An 18,332-nucleotide genomic window follows, 5' to 3' on the forward strand; every position below is an offset into this window, starting at 1 on the left:
TTTTCGCCCGCGCAGATTTTTTCGAGATTGCCGTTAGGCCGGCACGATCAGAGCCGCCGGCTGGTCTCCGAGAAGGGTGGCAAGCGAGATCTTGTTTCCCGGCTCCAGCATCTTGCCGGTCAAGAGATCGGCCTTTAGACCGTGCATGGGCGAGGGCACTGATATTGCCGTATCCTCCCAGAATTCCGGTCCGGCAAAGAGCACGCCGGGATCGAGCCAGCCGAACATCAGTCGCGGCACGACCGTGATGGCGAAGTTCTCCTGATGCAGACGGGCAAAGGCGACGACATGATCACTCCTGATACCGTTGACGGCAACCGGCAGGTAATCGCCTTCTGTGAAAAGCCGGGCGCGCTCCATCCGGAGCCCCAGGCCGATCTGGATGATGCGCTGTTTCAATGCCGCCGCCTGCAGCCGCGCGAGCGCACCGCCTTCGGCAAGCCAGCCGCTCAATGTCTCGAAATCCGGCAGGCGCCTGTTATCGGGATCGACGAAACTGAAATCAAAACCCTCTGCTCCCTGATAGATGTCGGGAATGCCCGGTGCCGTCAGTTTGATCAGCGTCTGCGATAGGCTGTTGACGTAGCCGGCTTCGATGAAGGGCTGCAGGACGCGAGCGAAGTCCTCGGTGAATGCGTCACTATCGGTTGAGAGGAGCGCGGCCGTATAGGTGCGCACCGCCTCTTCATAGTCACTGTTCGGCGCCGTCCAAGTCGTGCGCAGCTTGGCTTCGCGAATGGCCTTTTCCGCAAAAGCGGTGAAGCGGTCGCGTAGCGCATCGGCATGATGGCGGTCGAAATCCTCGGGCCAGGCGCCGGCAAGCGCCTGGTAGAGCATCCATTCCAGATTGGGCTCGGGTGCTGCGCCATCCGCAAGTTCGGTGCGGTGGCTCTCATTCAGTCTTCGCCAATGTTCGACGGCGTCGGCAAAGACGCCGGCGCCTTCGCTCACAGCATAAAGCCGCGCCCGCGCATCCTCGCCGCGCTTTGTGTCATGCGTCGATGTTGCCGAAAGACCTGTGGGCTGGGAGCGCGTGCGCGCTTGCATGAATTGGTGAAACGCGTCGATGCCGCCTCGCACGTGATCCGGCTCGCCGCCGACCTCGTTTACCGCCAGCAGCCGATTGTAGCGATAGAAGAGCGTATCCTCCATTGCCTTTGCCATGACGGGGCCGGAGAGCTGCTGGAAGCGGAGGCGGAATTCGCGAGCAGCCTCGTTGTCGACCGTGCCTTCGAGGATGGCCGCGATGCTCTGCAGTGGCTGCGCATAGTCCAGATGTCCGGCGGCCGCCATCTCGGCTTTTTTCAGGAGATCCGCATCCCGCGCATCGAGCGGGCCATCGGCCCCATAGGTGCGATAGACGGAAAAGGCGATCAGAAGCTCGCAGATCGCCCCAGTAATTTCCTCCGTCGACAGTTCGGGAAAGAGGCCGGCTGCAATGCGTGCGAGGCGGGCCACCTCGCCGGCGAAATTCCGTTCAACCATCAGCCGCTTGGCCGTCCGCCGCCCGGCTTCAAAATCGCCATTGCCATCCGCCAGTCGGCGATAGGCGTCATCGAGCTTCTGTAAACCATTGCCCTCCACGAAAAGCCCGCTCAAGGCGGCAATGAACTCGTAGCCCGTCGTTCCCTGCACCGGCCAGTCGGCGGACAATTCCTCACCTGCGCCGAGGATCCTTTCGACGACGATATAGGTGTCCGTGCCGACCGCTTCCCGCAGGCGGTCAAGATAGGCTCTCGGTTCCGCGAGCCCGTCGACATGGTCAATGCGCAGGCCCTGCACCTGGCCCTGACGCACGAGATCGAGTACCAGCCGGTGGCTCTCTTCGAAGACCCCGATATCCTCGACCCGCAGGCCGACTAGCCCCGTCACCTCGAAAAACCGCCGATAGCTCAGATGCTCCGAAGCCTCCTGCCAGCGCTGAAGCTGCCAGTGCTGTCTCCCGTGCAGCCGTGTCATAAAAGCATGGTCCTTCGAAAGCTCTGCAAGCTTTCCACTCAGGCTTGTGAGATCGCCGGCCTCGAAGATCATATCGCGCAGGCCGCGATGCAGGTCACCGCCGTCGACAGAGGCCGTCAGTTCCGTCATCCTGGCGAGAACCGGATCATCCAGTTCCGCCGAGAGCAGAGGGTAGCTTTCCATGCTCAGCGGAAAGAGGGTTTCAAAATAACCGATCGCCAGATTACCATGCGGCTCGTCGATGGTGATCGTCAGCTCGCCGGCAGCGACGCTCTCATCGAAGCTCTTACCGAGCTGGGGCAGGGTCAGCCGTTCGCGCCAGTCTATGTCGAAATAGTCTGCAAACGGGCTCTGCTTGCCGAATTCCAGGACACTCCGCCACCAGGCATTCTCCAGTGAAGCGGCCATATGGTTCGGCACGATGTCCAGGATCAGGCCCATTCCTGCTTCTGACAGCGTCTCCGTCAGGCGATCGAAGCCCGCCCTTCCTCCAAGTGCTGGATCGATCTCGTTGGCGTCGGTCACGTCGTAACCATGCGTCGATCCCTTGGTGGCAGTGAAGACCGGCGAGGCATAGAGGTGGCTGATGCCGAGCGACTTCAGATAGGGCACGAGCCCGCATGCGTGATCGAATGTCATGCCGTTGCGGAACTGGACCCGGTAGGTCGCGGAGGGGAGCGTCATGGGGTCATTTTGCCGTTTGGAGGAGACATCTTCCAACGGTTGTGAAGCGCTTTTGTTCCCGTCAGTCGACGAAGACGCCGACGCTTGCTGCCCGGCCCATGGAATCAATCACGGTCAGCTTGGAATAACCGCCGCCATCAGGCATCCAGCTTTGCGTGCGCCTACGGGAAAGATCGGGCAGCGGCTTGCCGTTGGCAAGCCAGCGGAAAGGCGCGCGGCCGCCCTGCAGTTTTAGCATCAGCGGCGTAAGATCGCCCGCCTTTGCCCCAAGATCGACATGGGCGCCCTCCGGCGGATAGACGATCTGGGGTGACGGCTCGCGGCCGGACGCGACGAGCAGCCCGTTGGCATTGACGGCAAAACGCCGCTGGCTGATCGGCAGGTCGGTCTGGGCGATGCGCACGGCCCCTGCCGGCGGGCGCGGCAGGGGTGTGGTGGCGATGCCGGATTTCGCAAGCGCCTCAAAGAGGATGGGTGCGGCCGTGCCATAACCCGTCAAACCGGGTACGGCGCTGTTATCAGGCCGTCCGACCCACACACCAAGAACATAGCGTCCGTCATAACCGACCGACCAGGCATCGCGATAGCCATAGCTCGTGCCAGTCTTGTAGGCGATGCCGCGTTGCGGCGCGCCGGCCGGCGGTATGACGCCCGAGAGTATGTCGGCCACATTCCAGACAGCGACCGGCTCCAGCAAGGGCTCGCCGTCGATCGTGCCTGGCGCATTCGTTACACCGTCGCCAATCCTGACCGGCTGGCCGCGATTGGCAAGCGCTGTATAGAGCTGCACGAGATCCTTCAGCGTGATGCCGACGCCGCCAAGGCCAATCGCCAGACCAGGCGTCTCGTTCGGCGGCAGGACGGGGCGCACTTCGGCGCGGCGGAAACGCACCATAAGGCGAGACGGGCCGACCGCATCGAGCAGCTTGACGGCCGGCACGTTGAGGGAGAGCTGCAGGGCCTCGCGCACGGTCACGTCGCCCTGGTAGCTCATGTCGAAATTGCGCGGCCGGTAGCCGAAGAAATCGGCCGGCCGGTCCTCGATGATGGTCTCCTGGCTGACCAGTCCCTGCTCGAAGGCAAGGCCATAGATGAAGGGTTTGAGCGTTGAGCCAGGCGATCGGTTGATACGCGTCATGTCGATCCAGCCGGAGCGGCTTGCATCGAAATAATCAGCTGAGCCCACCTCGCCGACGATCTCGCCGGTCTCGGCGTCCGCCATCACCATGGCGAGCGACAGTTTTGGTCCGAGTTTCATCGTCGCGGCACGCGCGACGGATTCGAGACCCGTCTGGACCTGCTTCTTCAGCGTCGTCTGGTGCTGGATCGCTTTCGGATCCTTGCGCAGTGCAGCTTCCGCAACATGGGCGGCAAGGGCTGGAAGCTGCAGCCTGCGGGCGGGAATGGCGACACCCTCGGCGCGCTCGGCCTCGCCATCGCCGACCACCTCGGCCACGGCTATACGGTCGAGCACGCGCTTGCGCGCTGCTTCCGCAGCTTTCAGGTTCCGGTCCGGGCGACGCTTTTCGGGCAATTGCGGCAGCGCGACGAGCAGGGCGGCTTCAGCCACCGTCAGCCGCTTCGGCTCCTTGCCGAAATAGGCAAGGCTTGCGGCGCGCACGCCTTCCAGATTGCCGCCATAGGGCGCATGGGTGAGATAGAGATTGAGGATCTCACCCTTCGAAAGCCGCCGCTCGATCTGCACGGCGCGCATGATCTGCAGGAGCTTTGCCGAAAACGAGCGGCTTTCACGCGGCTCGATCAGCCTTGCCACCTGCATGGAGAGCGTCGAGGCGCCGGACACAATCCGGCCGTTGCTGACAAATTGCAGTGCCGCGCGCCCGAGCGCCCAGACATCGATGCCGGAATGCTCGTAGAAACGCTGATCCTCATAGGCGACCAGCATGCGGATGAATTGCGGATCGACGTCGGAAACGTCGGTCTTCAGCCGCCAGCGCCCCTCCGGCGTCGCAAAGGCGCGCAGCAATTGCCCGTCGGCATCCAGCACTTCGGGCGAGACGGCTTCGGCCTGTTCAAGCGGCGGGGGAAAGGCGCGGTCCGCTGCTTGGAGCGCGAAGAGACCTGCGCCGGCAATGATGATGCCGGCCGCTGTCCCGATCGCAAACTTCTGCCACCGCCTCATTGTTGAGCCGCAACGACCTCCATCTTGCCGGTCGCCGTGCGGGCGGACATATCGGGACGGTACATGTCCTCGACCGTCGCTGCCGGATGATCGTAGGCGCCGGGTGTTACGGCACGCACGACATAGGCGACGTTGAAGTCACGGGCTGAATTTTCGTCGCGGTTGAAGGCGGCGACGAAGCGGTCGTAGCGGAATTCCGTATGGGCGGCGGACATCTCGCCAACCCAGTCGAAATTCGTCATCTGGGCGCTGTCGACAAGGCTTGGATTGTCGATCTCGAAGCCGGCCGGCAGGAGATCGGTGATGACGATGCGCGAGGCCCAGTCGTTCTGCTCGGTCACATGCAGCACCACGACGTAACGCTCGTTCTGCTGCGCCTCGCTGACATTCGCCTCCTCGCCATCGAGCGTGTAGTAGGTCCGCTCGATGGTAAAGCCGTTGCCGCCTGCCGGCAGCGGCTTGACAGGGGCGGCGACCGTGGTGACGACGGCCGAGACCGTGTCGCTTGTGGCGCTCGTCAATGTCAGCGGATGGTCGATCAGCGCATCGCCGGTCATCTTCGCCATATAGGCGCCGGTCCGCTCAGCCCCGTTGACGTTGACCTTCAGATCATCGTCGCCGTTCTGCAGGGCACGCGCCGCCAGCAGCATCCAGGCCTGTTCCTGGGTGCTTGTATATTTGCTGCGATCCCACTCCCGCGCGACTGCCTTGGCGAGCTCCGGAATGACGGGCGGAACCGGACGGCTTTCGGCGGCAAGCGCCAGGATCGCCGCGCCATCGCGCAGCACCGAGCCATAATCGGTGCGCGAGAAGTTCACGCGGGTCACCATCGACTGTTTCGACATTTGCAACGCATCGACGAAAATGTTCTTCGAGCGCGTTGCATCGCCATAGAGCGCCAGCGCCGCAGCGATATGGGCCTTGGCAAGCGGCGTCGGGAAGTCGTTGATCATCGTGTCGGCATAGTAACGCAGGTCGCTGACAGCAGCCTTCTTGTTGCGGGCAAGCACGTAGAGGGCGTAGGCGATCTCATCGCCCTTGCCTTTCACGTCCGTCGTGTAGGAGAGCGAGTTCTGCAGGTTCTCCAGCGCCTGCACCAGGGCGCGATCCGGCACGTCGTACTTCTGCTCGCGCGCCCGCGTCAGGAAATCCGTGACATAGGAGTCGAGCCAGAGATCGCCGGAATCCGGTCCCCACAGACCGAAGCTTCCCGCATAGGCCTGGTAGGACAGCACACGGTAGATCGCATCCTGCACGCGCTTGTGGATGTCATCATCCGTCGCATCCATACCGGCCTGTTTGGCGACCTCGGCCAGATAGAGCAGCGGCAGCGCGCGGCTCGTCGTCTGTTCGGCGCAGCCGAACGGATAGCGGTCGAGGGTCATCAGCAGAGCGGGAATGTCGAAGGCAGCCGAGCGGGTGACGTTGACGCTGATCGAGGCACCCGGAAGCACGCTGTCGGCCAGAAGGTTCTTGTCGATGGTCAGGCTCTTGCCAGGTGCAAGCGCAATGACGCGCCGTTCGGTCACGGGTAGCGAGGACGGCCGTACCGGCACATCGACCACCTGGTCGAGCGAAAGCCCCTGATCATTCGACAGGTTGATTGCCACGCTGCCATCGCCCGGCTCGCCGCCGACAAGCGTCAGCGTCAGGTCGGATTTGGCGCCGGCCTCAAGCTTCAGCACCTGTTCGGCAGGCCCGTCGATGCTGAGCGCGCTGTTGCCGGTGAGCGTCAGCTTGTAGTCGCCGGCCGGTGCATCGGTATTGGCGATGTCGAGGCGCAGATTGGCCTTGTCCCCGGGTGCGAGGAATTTCGGCAGGCTTGCGGTGACGACGACAGGATCGCGGATGATGACGTCCTTGGCGCTGTGACCAACGCCGGTTTTCGTCCAGGCGAGCGCCATCACGCGGGCGGTCCCGTTGAACTGCGGAATGTCGAAGCTGACTTTTGCCTTGCCTTCGGCATCGAGCTTCACCGGACCGGAGAAGAAGGCGACGAGCTTCTGCGTCGGCGGGCTTGCCTGCAGCGCGATCGCCCCGCCATCGCCACCTGTGCGCAGCTTGCCGGTCGCGCCCAGCGAACCATCGATCAGCCGGCCGTAAAGGTCGCGGATTTCGAGGCCGAGCTGGCGCTGGCCGAAATACCAGTCCTCAGGGTTCGGCGGCTCGTAGCGGGTCAGGTTCAGGATGCCGACATCGACGGCGGCAACCGTAATATAAGCCTCTTCATTCGCGCCGGCGCCGGCGACCTGCAGGCCGATATCAAGCGGTCCGCGCGGCAGCATCTTCTCAGGCGTATCGATCTTGACCTGTAGTGCACGCTCAGCGGGATCGACCTTCAGCCATTTGATGCCGATCGAGCGGGCCGGCATATGGGTGTCGAGCGAATCGCCCGGCCGGAAGAGGGTCGCGGTCACATAGGCGCCGGCACCCCAGTCCGCGGTGACGGGAATATCGACCTCGCCGCCGGTTTCGCCCATGGTGGCGTTCTCAACGGCAATCAGCTTTTCCGTGCCGGCCGTGATCATCAACTCGCCGCCATAACGCAACGTGACCTTCAGCTTGGCCGTCTCGCCGACATGATAGCTGTCCTTGTCGAGAGCGATCTCCAGGCCGTCAGGCGTTTCCGTCGAAGTCGAGGCGACGAACCAGCCGGCATCGAACTCGACGCTGGAGGTCGGACCGTCGGCGTCAGGGCTTTCGACCTCGAGCCGGTAACGGCCCCAGTTGACCGGTGCCTGGATCTTGCCGCCATTGGCAGCTGTCGCGTCCACCGAGCCGGAGGCGACCTCTTCAGGTGTATAGGTTGGTTCATATTTCCAGGCTGTGCCTTCGCGATACCACTGATAGTCGCGGCGCAGCTTGTAAAATTTCCAGCGCAGGCCCTTCATCTCCTGCTTCTGGCTCTGCGTATCGAGGCCGATGACCGTGAAATTTGCGAGCGCATTCTCCGGCAGATCGCCGTCGAATTCCGGCTTGATGCCGATTGCGGTCGCGTCGGTCTTGACCGGGATCTCCAGCGAGCGCTCGATGGCGCGACCACCCGGCTCCTGCATGCGCAGATAGACGGTGGCATTCAAAAGCTGGGTCGTGGCCGGCAGTTCGCCGATCGTCAGATCCGTCGAGGCTTCGCCATTCTCGTCGAGCGCCGGCAGGCCGTCGATCGGCTGGCGCGAATCCTCGCTCGCCTCTTCGTCGGCAAGGCCGAACTGATAGCCGGGATAGGCGGCATTTTCGCGCGTCGGCTTGACGACGACGTCGCCCTCAATCGTCAGGCCAGCCGCTGGCGCGCCATAGAGATATTTGCCGGAAATATTGATCGTCGCGGCCGTATCCGTGCCGATCTCCTTGGAGTCGGTCTTGAGCTCCATGTCGGTACGGTCAGGCACGAAATCGTCGACGAGGAAGGTCTTGGTGGCGATCGCCGAGCCCTTGGGGTCGGTATAGACGTTCATCGTCCAGGTGCCGCGCATGGCGTTTTCCTGGGTTTGCAGGTCCACCACATAGCCACCGAGATTGCTCGTCTGGCTGACGATGCGCCGGTCTTCTACACCATCCGGCCGTGAGAAGATGAAGGTCAACGGCAGGTTCTCGATCGCCTTGCCGTCCGTATCGCGGGCAAGGGCTGCGGCATGGACGATTTCGCCGGCGCGGTAGATGCCGCGCTCGGTGAAGGGCAGCACGTCGATGGCGCCCGGCGCGGCGCGTCCGGTCACGCCACGGTCGGAAAGATCGAAGCCGGCGCGCGTCATGTCGAGGAAGACATAGTCGGACGTACCGTTTTTGGCGCTGATGACGGCAGGCGTGAGCGCTGCGGTGCCGCGCATCAGACCGGCCGTGAAGGTGGCGCGGCCGTTCTGATCGGTGGTCGCAGTGCCGAGCACTTCATTGTTCTTCGCAAGCAGCTGCAATTCGACGCCGGCCATCGGCTTGGCAGACGCAAGCGAGCGGGCAAAGACGTTCAGCCCGTCCGTGCCGGCATAGGTAGTGATGCCGATATCGGAGATGAGGAACCATTGTGTGGCCTGCGAATCCCAATCCTGCGCGGGGCCGGTCGATGGGGTTGCGACCATCACATAGATGCCGGGCTTGCGCTCGGGCAGCGCCTCGTCGACCGGGAAGCTGGTGACGACATCCTTGTTGAGTTCGTTCGCGATCTCGATCGACCCCTGCCAGACGAGTTCGCCGCTCTGGTCCTGGATATTCTGGGCGCTATAGCCGTCGAGCTGCGTCAGGAATTGCGAGTTCGTCAGAAGCGGTGCAATGCCGCGATCGCCGATCCGGTAGAGCTTCAGATTGGCAGACGCCATGTTGACGGAGACGATCGGGATACCGCGGCGCGCCGTCGACGGCAGCACGAAGCTGTCGCCGGTGAAACGCACCATCTGGCTGCGGTCCTTGATGTAGACGTCGATCGTGACAGGCGCTTCCAGAACCTCGTCGACCGAGGAGGGCAGGCCGGTGCGGAAGCCGATCTTGTAGGTCTCGCCGTGGGTGAGGCCCTCGACACAGATCTGCTTGTCCTTGGCTTCCATCGCCTTGGGCGCAGCGCCGTTCAGCGTCACGAAGGGCGCATAGTCGACCGTCTTGACCAGCGCTTCGGAGAAGGTGACGCAGGCGCGCGGTGTGGCGCTATCGGCATCGACCGTATGTTCGGTGATGCGGAAGCCCTGCGTCTGCTTGAGCTGCAGGTAGTCCGCTTGCACATCCTTGGCGCTGACGAGCGCAAGGCTTGCTTTGTAGCTATTCAGCGCATCGCGATAGTTGGCATTCCTTTCCAGGGCCTTGGCAAGCACGGCCAGCGCATCGGCGCGCTTGTTGGTGGTGCGCGTCAGCTGGTAGCCGTTCAGTGCGTCGATCACCGCCTGACCGAAGATGCCGCTGTCAGGCGCGCCGAGCGAGGTGGCGGCACGCGCCGTCTCGATCCAGAGATCGCCATCATCAGGGGTGATCGACAGTGCACCATGGAAGGCCTTCAGCGCATCGGAAAGATTGCCGCCGGTCAGATCCAGGCGCGCGCTTGCCGTCAGGCTGTCGACGCCCTGGCCCTGCTGGTCGTCGGCAAGCGCCAGATCGTTGCGGAAATTTCGAGCCTGCTGGACAAGATCGTCGGAGAGGAAGGGCAGGCGGGGGGCAGCGCCAATATCCGGCTCTTTCGGGGCGCTCGCTGCCGTCGTTTCGACGATCCTGCCGGCAATCGCACCGGGGAAGGCATTCATCGTCTTGAAATCGGATTTCAGGAAGCACCACTTCACCTTGGGATTATAGGTGAAGGCCTTGCAAGTCTTGTCGCCGATGCAGGCGGCCTTGCACTGATCGAGCGAGAGGTTCTGCTCGGTGCGCAGGTCAAAGCCGAAATAATCCGCGTCCTTGACGGTGACGATGTCGCGCTTGGCGTCGGCGGCAAAAGCCGACTGGCCTGCAAAAATCATAGATGCGACGATGACGGAAAAAGCGAAGAACGAGCGCACAGACATTGGTTCCCCCCGGATGCTGGCTCTGAGCCGGCCGGCACTGTCCCCACTCGCCAGGGAATTGTCAACTCACCTTGCCGCCTGCTCCGGTTTTGCACATTCGCTTTCGTGCAATCGTCACATCGGTGTGAGTGAACAGCTTGTGATTTGCGGCTTTTTCGTCGATCGGCGAGGATTTGGCTATGTCGTTCCCGGAGGTAGCCCCCATGCCCATATCCACATCAGGCAAGGTCCTTGCCGCGCTTTTTGCAACCGCCGCCCTCTCGCTCGGCCTCGGTTCCGTCGCCACGAAGGCAGCAGAAGATGCCGTCGTCATTCCAGCCCCTGCCATCGACGAGCCGGGTAAGTCCGGCACGGAGACAGCCGTCTTCGCCGGCGGCTGTTTCTGGGGTGTCCAGGGCGTCTTCCAGCATGTGAAGGGGGTCAAAAGCGCCATTTCCGGCTATGCTGGCGGTGAAGCTGCAACCGCCCAGTACGAAATGGTCAGCTCCGGTACGACGGGCCATGCCGAATCCGTCAAGGTGACCTTCGATCCGAGAGAGGTCAGCTACGGCAAGCTCCTGCAGGTCTTCTTCTCTGTCGCGCACAACCCGACGCAGCTCAATTTCCAGGGACCGGACGAAGGCACCCAATACCGCTCGGCGCTGTTCATCTCCGACCCGCAACAGCGCAAGGTCGCCGAAGCCTATATCGCCCAGCTCGACAAGGCGCATGTCTTCAAACAGCCGATCGTCACCAAGGTCACCGACTATACCGGCTTCTACCCGGCCGAGCAGTATCACCAGGATTTCCTGACGCTCAATCCGACCTACCCCTATATCGTCTATAACGATCTGCCGAAGATCGAAAACCTGAAGCAAATCTTCCCGGCTGACTACAGCAAGGATCCGGTTCTGGTGCTGAAGGCCAAGGGCTGAGAAGCCTCCAAAATCAGAATTTCAGAAGGCGGCCAGGGAGGCCGCCTTTTTACGATCTGAATAGTTTGTTAGGGATTTATCAATATTAACAAAAGTTTAATTGAGAAATACCGCGTTTCATGCCGGAACATATCGTCGCATCGCCCGTTTAAGCTGCAAGTCTCGTCGAAGCGGTCTGTCTTCAACGAAGCGGAGTCTCCTAAAGTAACGCGTAAAGGGGATCTGTCATGGCCACGAATGTCATGCGTAGCTGGCAACGGGAACATCTCATGGAACAGCGAGTGCTGATTGTCGAAGACGAGCTGCTGATCGCCCTCGATCTCGAAATGACGATCGAGAACATGGGCGTGCATGTCGCGGGCCTCGCTTCGGATCGCGAGGGGGCCTTCAGGCTCGCTCCGCTCGCCGACATCGCCTTCGTCGATGTCAATCTCTCAGATGGTGCGACTGGCCCTGAGATCGGCCGGCAGCTCGCAGAAGACCATGGCATTTCCGTCGTCTTCATGACTGCTAATCCCGAAGTAGTTGCAGACGGCGTGCGCGGCGCGCTCGGCGTGGTGCAAAAACCGGTCATGCCACGGGTGGTCGAACAGCTCCTAAAATACGTGGCAGCCCGCCGGGCCGGGATGCTAGCAGTTGTGCCGCCACAGATGCTGGTGTTCGCATAAACCCGCACCCACCGTCACATCTGACATCAATGCAGCAAGACGACACCCATGCAACTAGCTGCGACTTGCGGGATTAGTCTGTTCGCGGAAACACTATAGGCTGTAAAACGATTGCAAAAATGAGCGTCCATCCCAACGCCACGATACGTTGGACGAGGCGCCGAACCTGTTTTAGTGGGATTCGTGGTCAAGGCTTCTTTCCAGAGGACGCCTGGCCAGCGCATCAATACCCAAACGGCCGGTGGCCGTCCGCGCCAAGTCTCTTAGGCAAGGGCCGGCGCGCTGGCTAGCAGATATTCAGCGAATAGCCGCGTTCGTTTCCCGTTTGCAAATCTGGGGCATTTGTTCTGGTGGAGCTTTCCAAAACCAGAATTACATTAGGTATGACTTACGTACCTGGGCCGGAGACTTGCGATCCTTGCGAGAATGCTCTCCAAAGTAGATGCGTATTCCAGAGTGCCACTGCTGAACTCGTTTCGATACCTGCGCGATCGTTTTTTCAAGATCCAAGGCCCGCAGATAGCTTGATCGACCCATATTACTGTGGATTGTGGATAGAACTAAAACCGATCGAAATGACATGCGACATTGACAATGGGCGCTGGGTCGTGGATGGGGACCATTGTTTGGACACTTTTTGATGGTCGCAGGACTTCCCAGAAATTGTGCTAAGCGAGGCTGACCTGCCTTTTTGCTGGCAACCTGCTCTGCTCCACTGGATGGCGATGTGCCACGCGGAAGCGCATGCGATTGAACAGGCGGATTTTATGCGGAGTAGGTATGACGGTTAATGTGGTGCAAATTAACTCCGGCGACCTAATTGGACGGCGGTTTAATGGCTTCGATCTAAAACCTTATCTAGAACTCAACGGTGTAGAAACAACTCAGCTCGTTTATTGGAACAAGCAGTCGGATGCCGATTTCGTTTCCAAAGCGTTCGATTATCCCGGCAGCAGAATCCTCACACGGGGTTTTACGATAATTGAGAACCAGATATCGCAGCACGCGCGCCTGCATCCTCATTCGTGGACGCTAACCAATCACAGTAAGGTTAAGCAAGCTGATTTAATGCATCTGCATATTATTCATGACGGTTACTTCAGCCTTTCCGCGCTTCCCTATGTGACTCGGCGAAAGCCGACTGTTTGGACGTGGCACGACCCGTGGCCTATGACCGGGCATTGTATTTACCCCCTTCAGTGTTCTAGGTGGCAAATTGGGTGTGGCTCTTGTCCCGACTTAGCTCTGCCTTTTCCTATGAAAACGGATAGGACCGCGGAGCAATATGCGTGGAAAGATCGCATCTATAAAAAAACAAAGGCAGAGATTGTTGTGGCGTCTGAGTGGATGCGGGAAATGGCGTCAAAATCGCCACTTGCTGAGCATTTTAATCTCAACTTAATTCCGTTTGGCCTCGACTTGAGTGTTTACTCTCCAAGAGACAAGGCAGATGCGAGAGCGCGCCTCGGAGTTTTTCCCGATCGGCCGGTCATCTTCATTCGCGCATCGTCAACGCCCTATAAGGGACTAAAGCAATTTTTGCGCGCGCTGCATTTGCTAAATCCAACTTTGAGATTGTGCATTATTTCAATGCAAGAGACCGGTCATTTTGACGACTTTATCGGCCGGCATCAGATTATCGAATTTGGTTGGACAAATGATGAGAAGCTATTGCTCGACGCTTACGCGGCGTGTGACTTCTTCGTTATGCCGTCTCAAGCCGAAGCATTCGGGATGATGGCGATCGAGGCTATGGCGTGCGCGAGACCTGTACTTTCGGTTGTCGGAACGTCGCTTCCGGGAGTAACCTTTGCGCCGGAAGCTGGCATAGCAGTGAGCGATGCCGACGACCGCGTGCTCGCGGACGCTATCGATCATCTTGCGCGAAATCCTGCCATTTGCGAGCAGCGTGGCAAGCGTTCGCGTGAACTGGCCGAGCGTCACTACGATATTCGCGAGCAGGCGCGATTAACGGCCAACCTCTATCATCGAACGCTTGAGCGTGTCGGGAGCATAAAGTGAACTCGACCAATACCATTCTGGAAAGTCGCAAGATGAAAGTGTTGTTGCTTTCAGATATTCCACCATGCAGCAATTTAACCGCTGGCTTGGTCTTATCCGCGATGACGCGATTTCTCCCGCGGGATTCCATATGCTGTTTTGCGGTAGTGAATTCGACCTTGGATATAAAAATTCCTCCGGAGTTCGGGAATATTCCAGTCGAATTTCACGCTAAGCCGAACGAGAACTGGGCGTGGCTACCGCAGCGACGCCTATTTCGTAAGCTCTCGTCACTTATCTCCTTTTTGGGCGAAAGGATCATTGAGACAACATCGGTTAGATCGCTAACAAACAAAGCGGTCAAATTTGGAAAAGAGCAGAACGTCGACCGAGTTTGGGCGGTCCTTCAGGGCCAGACCACGATTAGGATGGCTAAGCAAGTCGCCGACGAACTCCAAGTACCGCTGCACACTCATGTATGGGATCCCTTCAGCTGGTGGGCGGAAGCAAACAAGATTGATGGCATAAGCACGCGCCGAATACAGGCACTCTTCGATGACGCAATCAGCAGCAGTGCCGCGGTGGCAACCGCTTCGGCGTATATGGCAGACAATTATCGCGAACGGTTCAACGTCGATGCCTTGCCGATTATATCCAGCCATCCAAAATCACTGGCCAGAACACCTGACATCGCCAGGGGTGTCGGAGATTCGATCTTAATTGGCATGGCGGGGCAGTTTTATGCTGCCAGCGAGTGGCTACAACTGATCAGAGCGATGGATGCCGCAAACTGGCGCGTGGCTGGAAAAGACGTTCGCATTGTTGTCCTCGGGCCGCAAAAACCACCTCAAGCATCCGCAGATCGCGTTGCTTTTCTTGGCTGGAAGTCGCAGCAGGATGCTGCAGAAATATTGTCTCATTGCGACTTGCTGTACTGTCCCTATCCGTTTGACCCGAAGATGAGAGAAGTTGCTATGTACAGCTTTCCTAGCAAGCTCGTCTTGTATCTTGCAGCGGGCCGACCGATCGTGTTTCACGGCCCGGATTATTCATCTCCTTGCCACTACATTAGGCAAAAGGAATGTGGGGTTGTTGCGGATCGTCTGGTCGCAACCGCCGTTTTCAACGAGATCGAGCGACTTGTGGCCGACGTGGAGCTTTACAAAAAAACAGCCAGGAATGCACAGGCTGCGTTCGTCGAGGATTTCACGCTGGAATCGATGGCGAAGTCCTTTCACCATTTTATTGGAACCCAGTCGAGTTCGAGCGAGATGGGTGGTTTGCTGCATCACCACGGGGTAGCTGCAAGGGATGCAGGCTACCCGACGGGACTTTCAGAACACAGCAAGCATCGTTCGTTTGCCTGGTCTGTCTTGAAATATGGACGACTAGCTCGTGATTGCCGTAACCAAGTTCGAAATCAGCTGACTCATGCCGTTCGTGTGCTGGCGTTGAAGGTTTCGAGGCTAAAGAGCTCACGTCATGAGATTTTGTCCCTCTATGCCGAAAAGGAGAGGCTCACAAAGAATGTCGCAGAACTAAGCCGAGACAATGCTCGCCTTAAGGATATGCTGCGGAACGTGGAGACACCATCGGATATTGCGGCCACTGGCGCGTCTAAAATATTCGAAGAGGTTCTCAATGCAGCTACCGCATGTGAGCGCGTTGCTGACATTCAGCAGCAGGGAAGAAAGCGGACCTTCGTAAGCTCGCTCGAGCGGCTTGTCGGAATTGGAGCCGAACTGGCTGTAAAGTCGGCTGCGCCGAACGAGAATGGATTTGATGCGAGGCTAATGTCGCTGGGAAGCGTAAGTTACATTTGCTTGTCAGAACACGGGACTAGTGGATTGGATGCCGGCCGCGCCACATCTGAGATCGACGCTGTTCTGGATCAAGGTCGTAGAGGTACGCTGTTGCGGTTGATGCTTCAGGACGGTGCTGGTGAGATAGCAGTGTTTGCGGATGATCGCCCCGCAATTGAGGCGGTATTAGCTATTGCCGAACTGATTGGTCTGCCGGTTACGGTTCTCTCGAAGGGAGGTAAGCGTCTTGAAGACGAGGATTTGTTCAAAAAAAGACATGACTTTGTGAAGTTTTTGGAGATATCAGATTTGCCCGAACCAAAATTCGCGCCACCGGAAGCGCCGCCGACCGAAGATCGAGAGATTCCGTTGTCACCGATCGCTAAGAACCACGTCGTGAAGGCTTTGTGATAGAGATGATTTCTCGCCAAAAGATAGTGTTGTCAGCTTTTTCGGCCCTTTGGAAACACAGGGGACTTCTCTTTCAGCTTTGGAAGCGCGATTTTTCTTCGCGTTATAGGTCTGGATTACTTGGAGTTACGTGGGCTCTAATAAATCCGCTGTTGATGCTGGCGCTATATTCATTCGTATTCGTGGGTGTATTTAAGATGCGTTGGGGCTCTGGCCCAAATGTCCAGGGAAATTTTGTAATATTGTTGTTCACAGGTCTAATCGTTCATGGGTTCTTTGCTGAGTTCGTGACCCGGGCACCACTTCTTATATCGTCAAATTCATCTTATGTGAAAAGGGTCATATTTCCGCTGGAACTATTGCCTCTCGTGCCATTGATGGCTGCGATGATCAATATTCTTATCGGTGTCTTCCTTATCGTTTGTCTTTTATTTTATGTCCAAGGCTCTATCCCGGTAACCCTGTTATTGCTACCGTTCGTGTTGGTTCCCTATGCGATCCTCATAGTCGGTTTCAGCTATTTTTTGAGTGCTACCGGTGTGTTTGTACGTGACCTGAATCAGGTGGTCGGAATAGTCACAACTGTCGCAATGTTTGCGTCCCCCGTACTTTTCCCAATTGAAAATGTTCCTGAGAGCTACCGCTGGATCTTGTATGCTAATCCTTTGACGCTTGTCGTTGGACAATTGCGAGAGGTGGTGGTTATTGGGGAGATTCCGGACCCTCGATCATGGCTTCTATATTTTGCAGTCGCCGTTTCTATATTTCTGCTGGGATTTGCTTGGTTCCAGAAAACTCGGAAGGGATTTGCCGATGTTCTCTGAGAATTTAATTGAGGCTCAATCTCTCAGCAAAGTGTATCTTCTTTACAAGAAGCCTGAAGACCGTTTGACGCAAATGCTTGTTCCACGTCTTAAGCGGCTGGTCTCTTGGCCATTTGGCAAAATTTTCCCGCAGTTGCTTATCGATTTACCGCGCTATGAAGAGTTTTGGGCGCTAAGAAATGTCTCTGTCACGCTTGCCCGCGGAGAGACGTTAGGTATCATAGGCCAGAATGGCTCTGGAAAATCAACTTTACTGCAAATTATTTGCGGAACTCTTACGCCGACGAGCGGGAGTCGTAGCACGAGCGGTCGTGTAGCCGCACTCCTCGAACTAGGCGCAGGTTTCAATCCAGATTTTACCGGGCGTGAAAATGTGTATCTCAATGCGGCAATTTATGGCTTGACCGGCGCGGAGATCGAGGCCCGAATGCAAGCGATTGTCGATTTCGCTGAGATTGGTGCGCACATAGACCAGCCAGTCAAGACCTATTCAAGCGGAATGTTTGTCCGATTGGCGTTCAGTGTGATCGCAAATGTCGACGCAGATATCCTTATCATCGATGAAGCGCTAGCGGTAGGGGATGCGTACTTCCAGCAGAAATGTATGCGTTTCCTAAGGAAATTTCAGGAAAACGGCTCGGTTTTTTTCGTAAGTCACGACACGAGTGCAATGATGAATTTCTGTGATCGCGTGATTTGGCTCGATCACGGCGTTGTCCGCGCTGAGGGGGATCCAAGGCTTGTCTGTGAAGAGTACCTTGCGTTTCTCTATCAACAGCACACCGGGGGATCGGCGGAAATTGCTAACACCGATGTCGTCTCATTGGACGCGGAGGCAGTAATACCAAGCAGAGCTGACGCCGTACCTTCAGTCGTAGAAGGTCAAGGTGAGGATGCGCCGTCTTTCAATCTAGCAAGTCGGAGCTTTGGCGATGGGGCAGCGCAAATTACGAGAGTCGAACTGAGCGGTGCCGATGGGGGAAGACTAGCTTCCATCAGAGGCGGGGAGGCCGTCGAACTAAAGATATCGTTTCGTGCACTAAGTGAGATTCGGTCGGTTATTTCTGGTTTTATAGTGAAAGACCGTCTCGGCCAATATCTATTCGGAGATAACACGTTTGCTTCCACCGCGGCGGCACCTTTGCGAATGTCGGCTGGTGAGTTCGGGACTGCTAGGTTTCGCTTCGTGATGCCATTGCTCGCACCTGGAACGTATAGCGTGGCTCCGTCTGTCGCTAGCGGGACGCTACGTGAACATGTTCAGCACCATTGGATGCACGAGGGGCTGATTTTTACGGTACATTCCACGATAGAAACTGGAGTGCTCGTGGGAATCCCCATGGAACAAATTGAGCTTAAGATCGCGTCCGGTGGTTAAGCGGCTTGTAGCCGCATTAAACTAGTTAAGGTCGGGAAGCGGATTGGTGTAATGTCGGGGTACTCTCTGAC

9 protein-coding genes are annotated in these 18,332 nt (G+C 58.2%); 6 read left to right on the forward strand and 3 right to left on the reverse strand.

Translation table 11 applies throughout. The features are described 5' to 3' along the window. Window positions 1-33 precede the first annotated feature (33 nt). The 3 genes from treY to AC1DM5_RS26750 form a co-directional block, all read right to left on the reverse strand. Window positions 34-2,643 (reverse strand): malto-oligosyltrehalose synthase, encoded by a 2,610-nt coding sequence (gene treY, locus AC1DM5_RS26740; protein ID WP_477976036.1) that lies wholly within the window; start codon window positions 2,641-2,643, stop codon window positions 34-36. Window positions 2,644-2,704: 61 nt separating this feature from the next. Further along, a complete protein-coding gene (pbpC, locus tag AC1DM5_RS26745) occupies window positions 2,705-4,786 on the reverse strand; it encodes a penicillin-binding protein 1C (protein ID WP_477976038.1) in 2,082 nt (693 codons plus the stop codon). Then, on the reverse strand, window positions 4,783-10,263 hold the full coding sequence (locus AC1DM5_RS26750) for an alpha-2-macroglobulin family protein (protein ID WP_477976040.1): 5,481 nt from the start codon (window positions 10,261-10,263) through the stop codon (window positions 4,783-4,785). The genes pbpC and AC1DM5_RS26750 overlap by 4 nt, the downstream gene beginning before the upstream one ends. Before the next feature lie 203 nt (window positions 10,264-10,466). On the opposite strand from AC1DM5_RS26750, the gene msrA reads away from it, so the two are divergent. From msrA to AC1DM5_RS26780, 6 genes are all read left to right on the forward strand, one after another. Beyond that, window positions 10,467-11,177 (forward strand): peptide-methionine (S)-S-oxide reductase MsrA, encoded by a 711-nt coding sequence (gene msrA, locus AC1DM5_RS26755; RefSeq protein ID WP_477976042.1) that lies wholly within the window; start codon window positions 10,467-10,469, stop codon window positions 11,175-11,177. Window positions 11,178-11,404: 227 nt separating this feature from the next. After that, entirely contained in the window at window positions 11,405-11,845 is a 441-nt protein-coding gene (locus AC1DM5_RS26760) for a response regulator (RefSeq protein WP_477976044.1), read from the forward strand. Window positions 11,846-12,625: 780 nt separating this feature from the next. Continuing rightward, window positions 12,626-13,867, forward strand: coding sequence for a glycosyltransferase family 4 protein (locus AC1DM5_RS26765; RefSeq protein ID WP_477976046.1), 1,242 nt, complete (start codon window positions 12,626-12,628; stop codon window positions 13,865-13,867). Continuing rightward, on the forward strand, window positions 13,864-16,059 hold the full coding sequence (locus AC1DM5_RS26770; RefSeq protein ID WP_477976048.1) for a glycosyltransferase: 2,196 nt from the start codon (window positions 13,864-13,866) through the stop codon (window positions 16,057-16,059). The genes AC1DM5_RS26765 and AC1DM5_RS26770 overlap by 4 nt, the downstream gene beginning before the upstream one ends. Window positions 16,060-16,064: 5 nt before the next feature. Further along, window positions 16,065-16,883: an ABC transporter permease gene (locus AC1DM5_RS26775; protein ID WP_477976173.1), complete on the forward strand. Its 819-nt coding sequence runs from the start codon at window positions 16,065-16,067 to the stop codon at window positions 16,881-16,883. Then, window positions 16,873-18,261 (forward strand): ABC transporter ATP-binding protein, encoded by a 1,389-nt coding sequence (locus tag AC1DM5_RS26780; protein ID WP_477976050.1) that lies wholly within the window; start codon window positions 16,873-16,875, stop codon window positions 18,259-18,261. The genes AC1DM5_RS26775 and AC1DM5_RS26780 overlap by 11 nt, the downstream gene beginning before the upstream one ends. Window positions 18,262-18,332: the final 71 nt, after the last annotated feature.

This window comes from Rhizobium sp. 01T437, assembly GCF_056398505.1.

Coding starts and splice junctions, on each gene's coding strand:
- pbpC (WP_477976038.1), bottom strand. CDS start 4,786: ATGAGGCGGTGGCAGAAGTTTGCGATCGGGACAGCGGCCGGCATCATC.
- treY (WP_477976036.1), bottom strand. CDS start 2,643: ATGACGCTCCCCTCCGCGACCTACCGGGTCCAGTTCCGCAACGGCATG.
- AC1DM5_RS26765 (WP_477976046.1), top strand. CDS start 12,626: ATGACGGTTAATGTGGTGCAAATTAACTCCGGCGACCTAATTGGACGG.
- AC1DM5_RS26760 (WP_477976044.1), top strand. CDS start 11,405: ATGGCCACGAATGTCATGCGTAGCTGGCAACGGGAACATCTCATGGAA.
- AC1DM5_RS26775 (WP_477976173.1), top strand. CDS start 16,065: ATGATTTCTCGCCAAAAGATAGTGTTGTCAGCTTTTTCGGCCCTTTGG.
- AC1DM5_RS26780 (WP_477976050.1), top strand. CDS start 16,873: ATGTTCTCTGAGAATTTAATTGAGGCTCAATCTCTCAGCAAAGTGTAT.
- AC1DM5_RS26750 (WP_477976040.1), bottom strand. CDS start 10,263: ATGTCTGTGCGCTCGTTCTTCGCTTTTTCCGTCATCGTCGCATCTATG.
- msrA (WP_477976042.1), top strand. CDS start 10,467: ATGCCCATATCCACATCAGGCAAGGTCCTTGCCGCGCTTTTTGCAACC.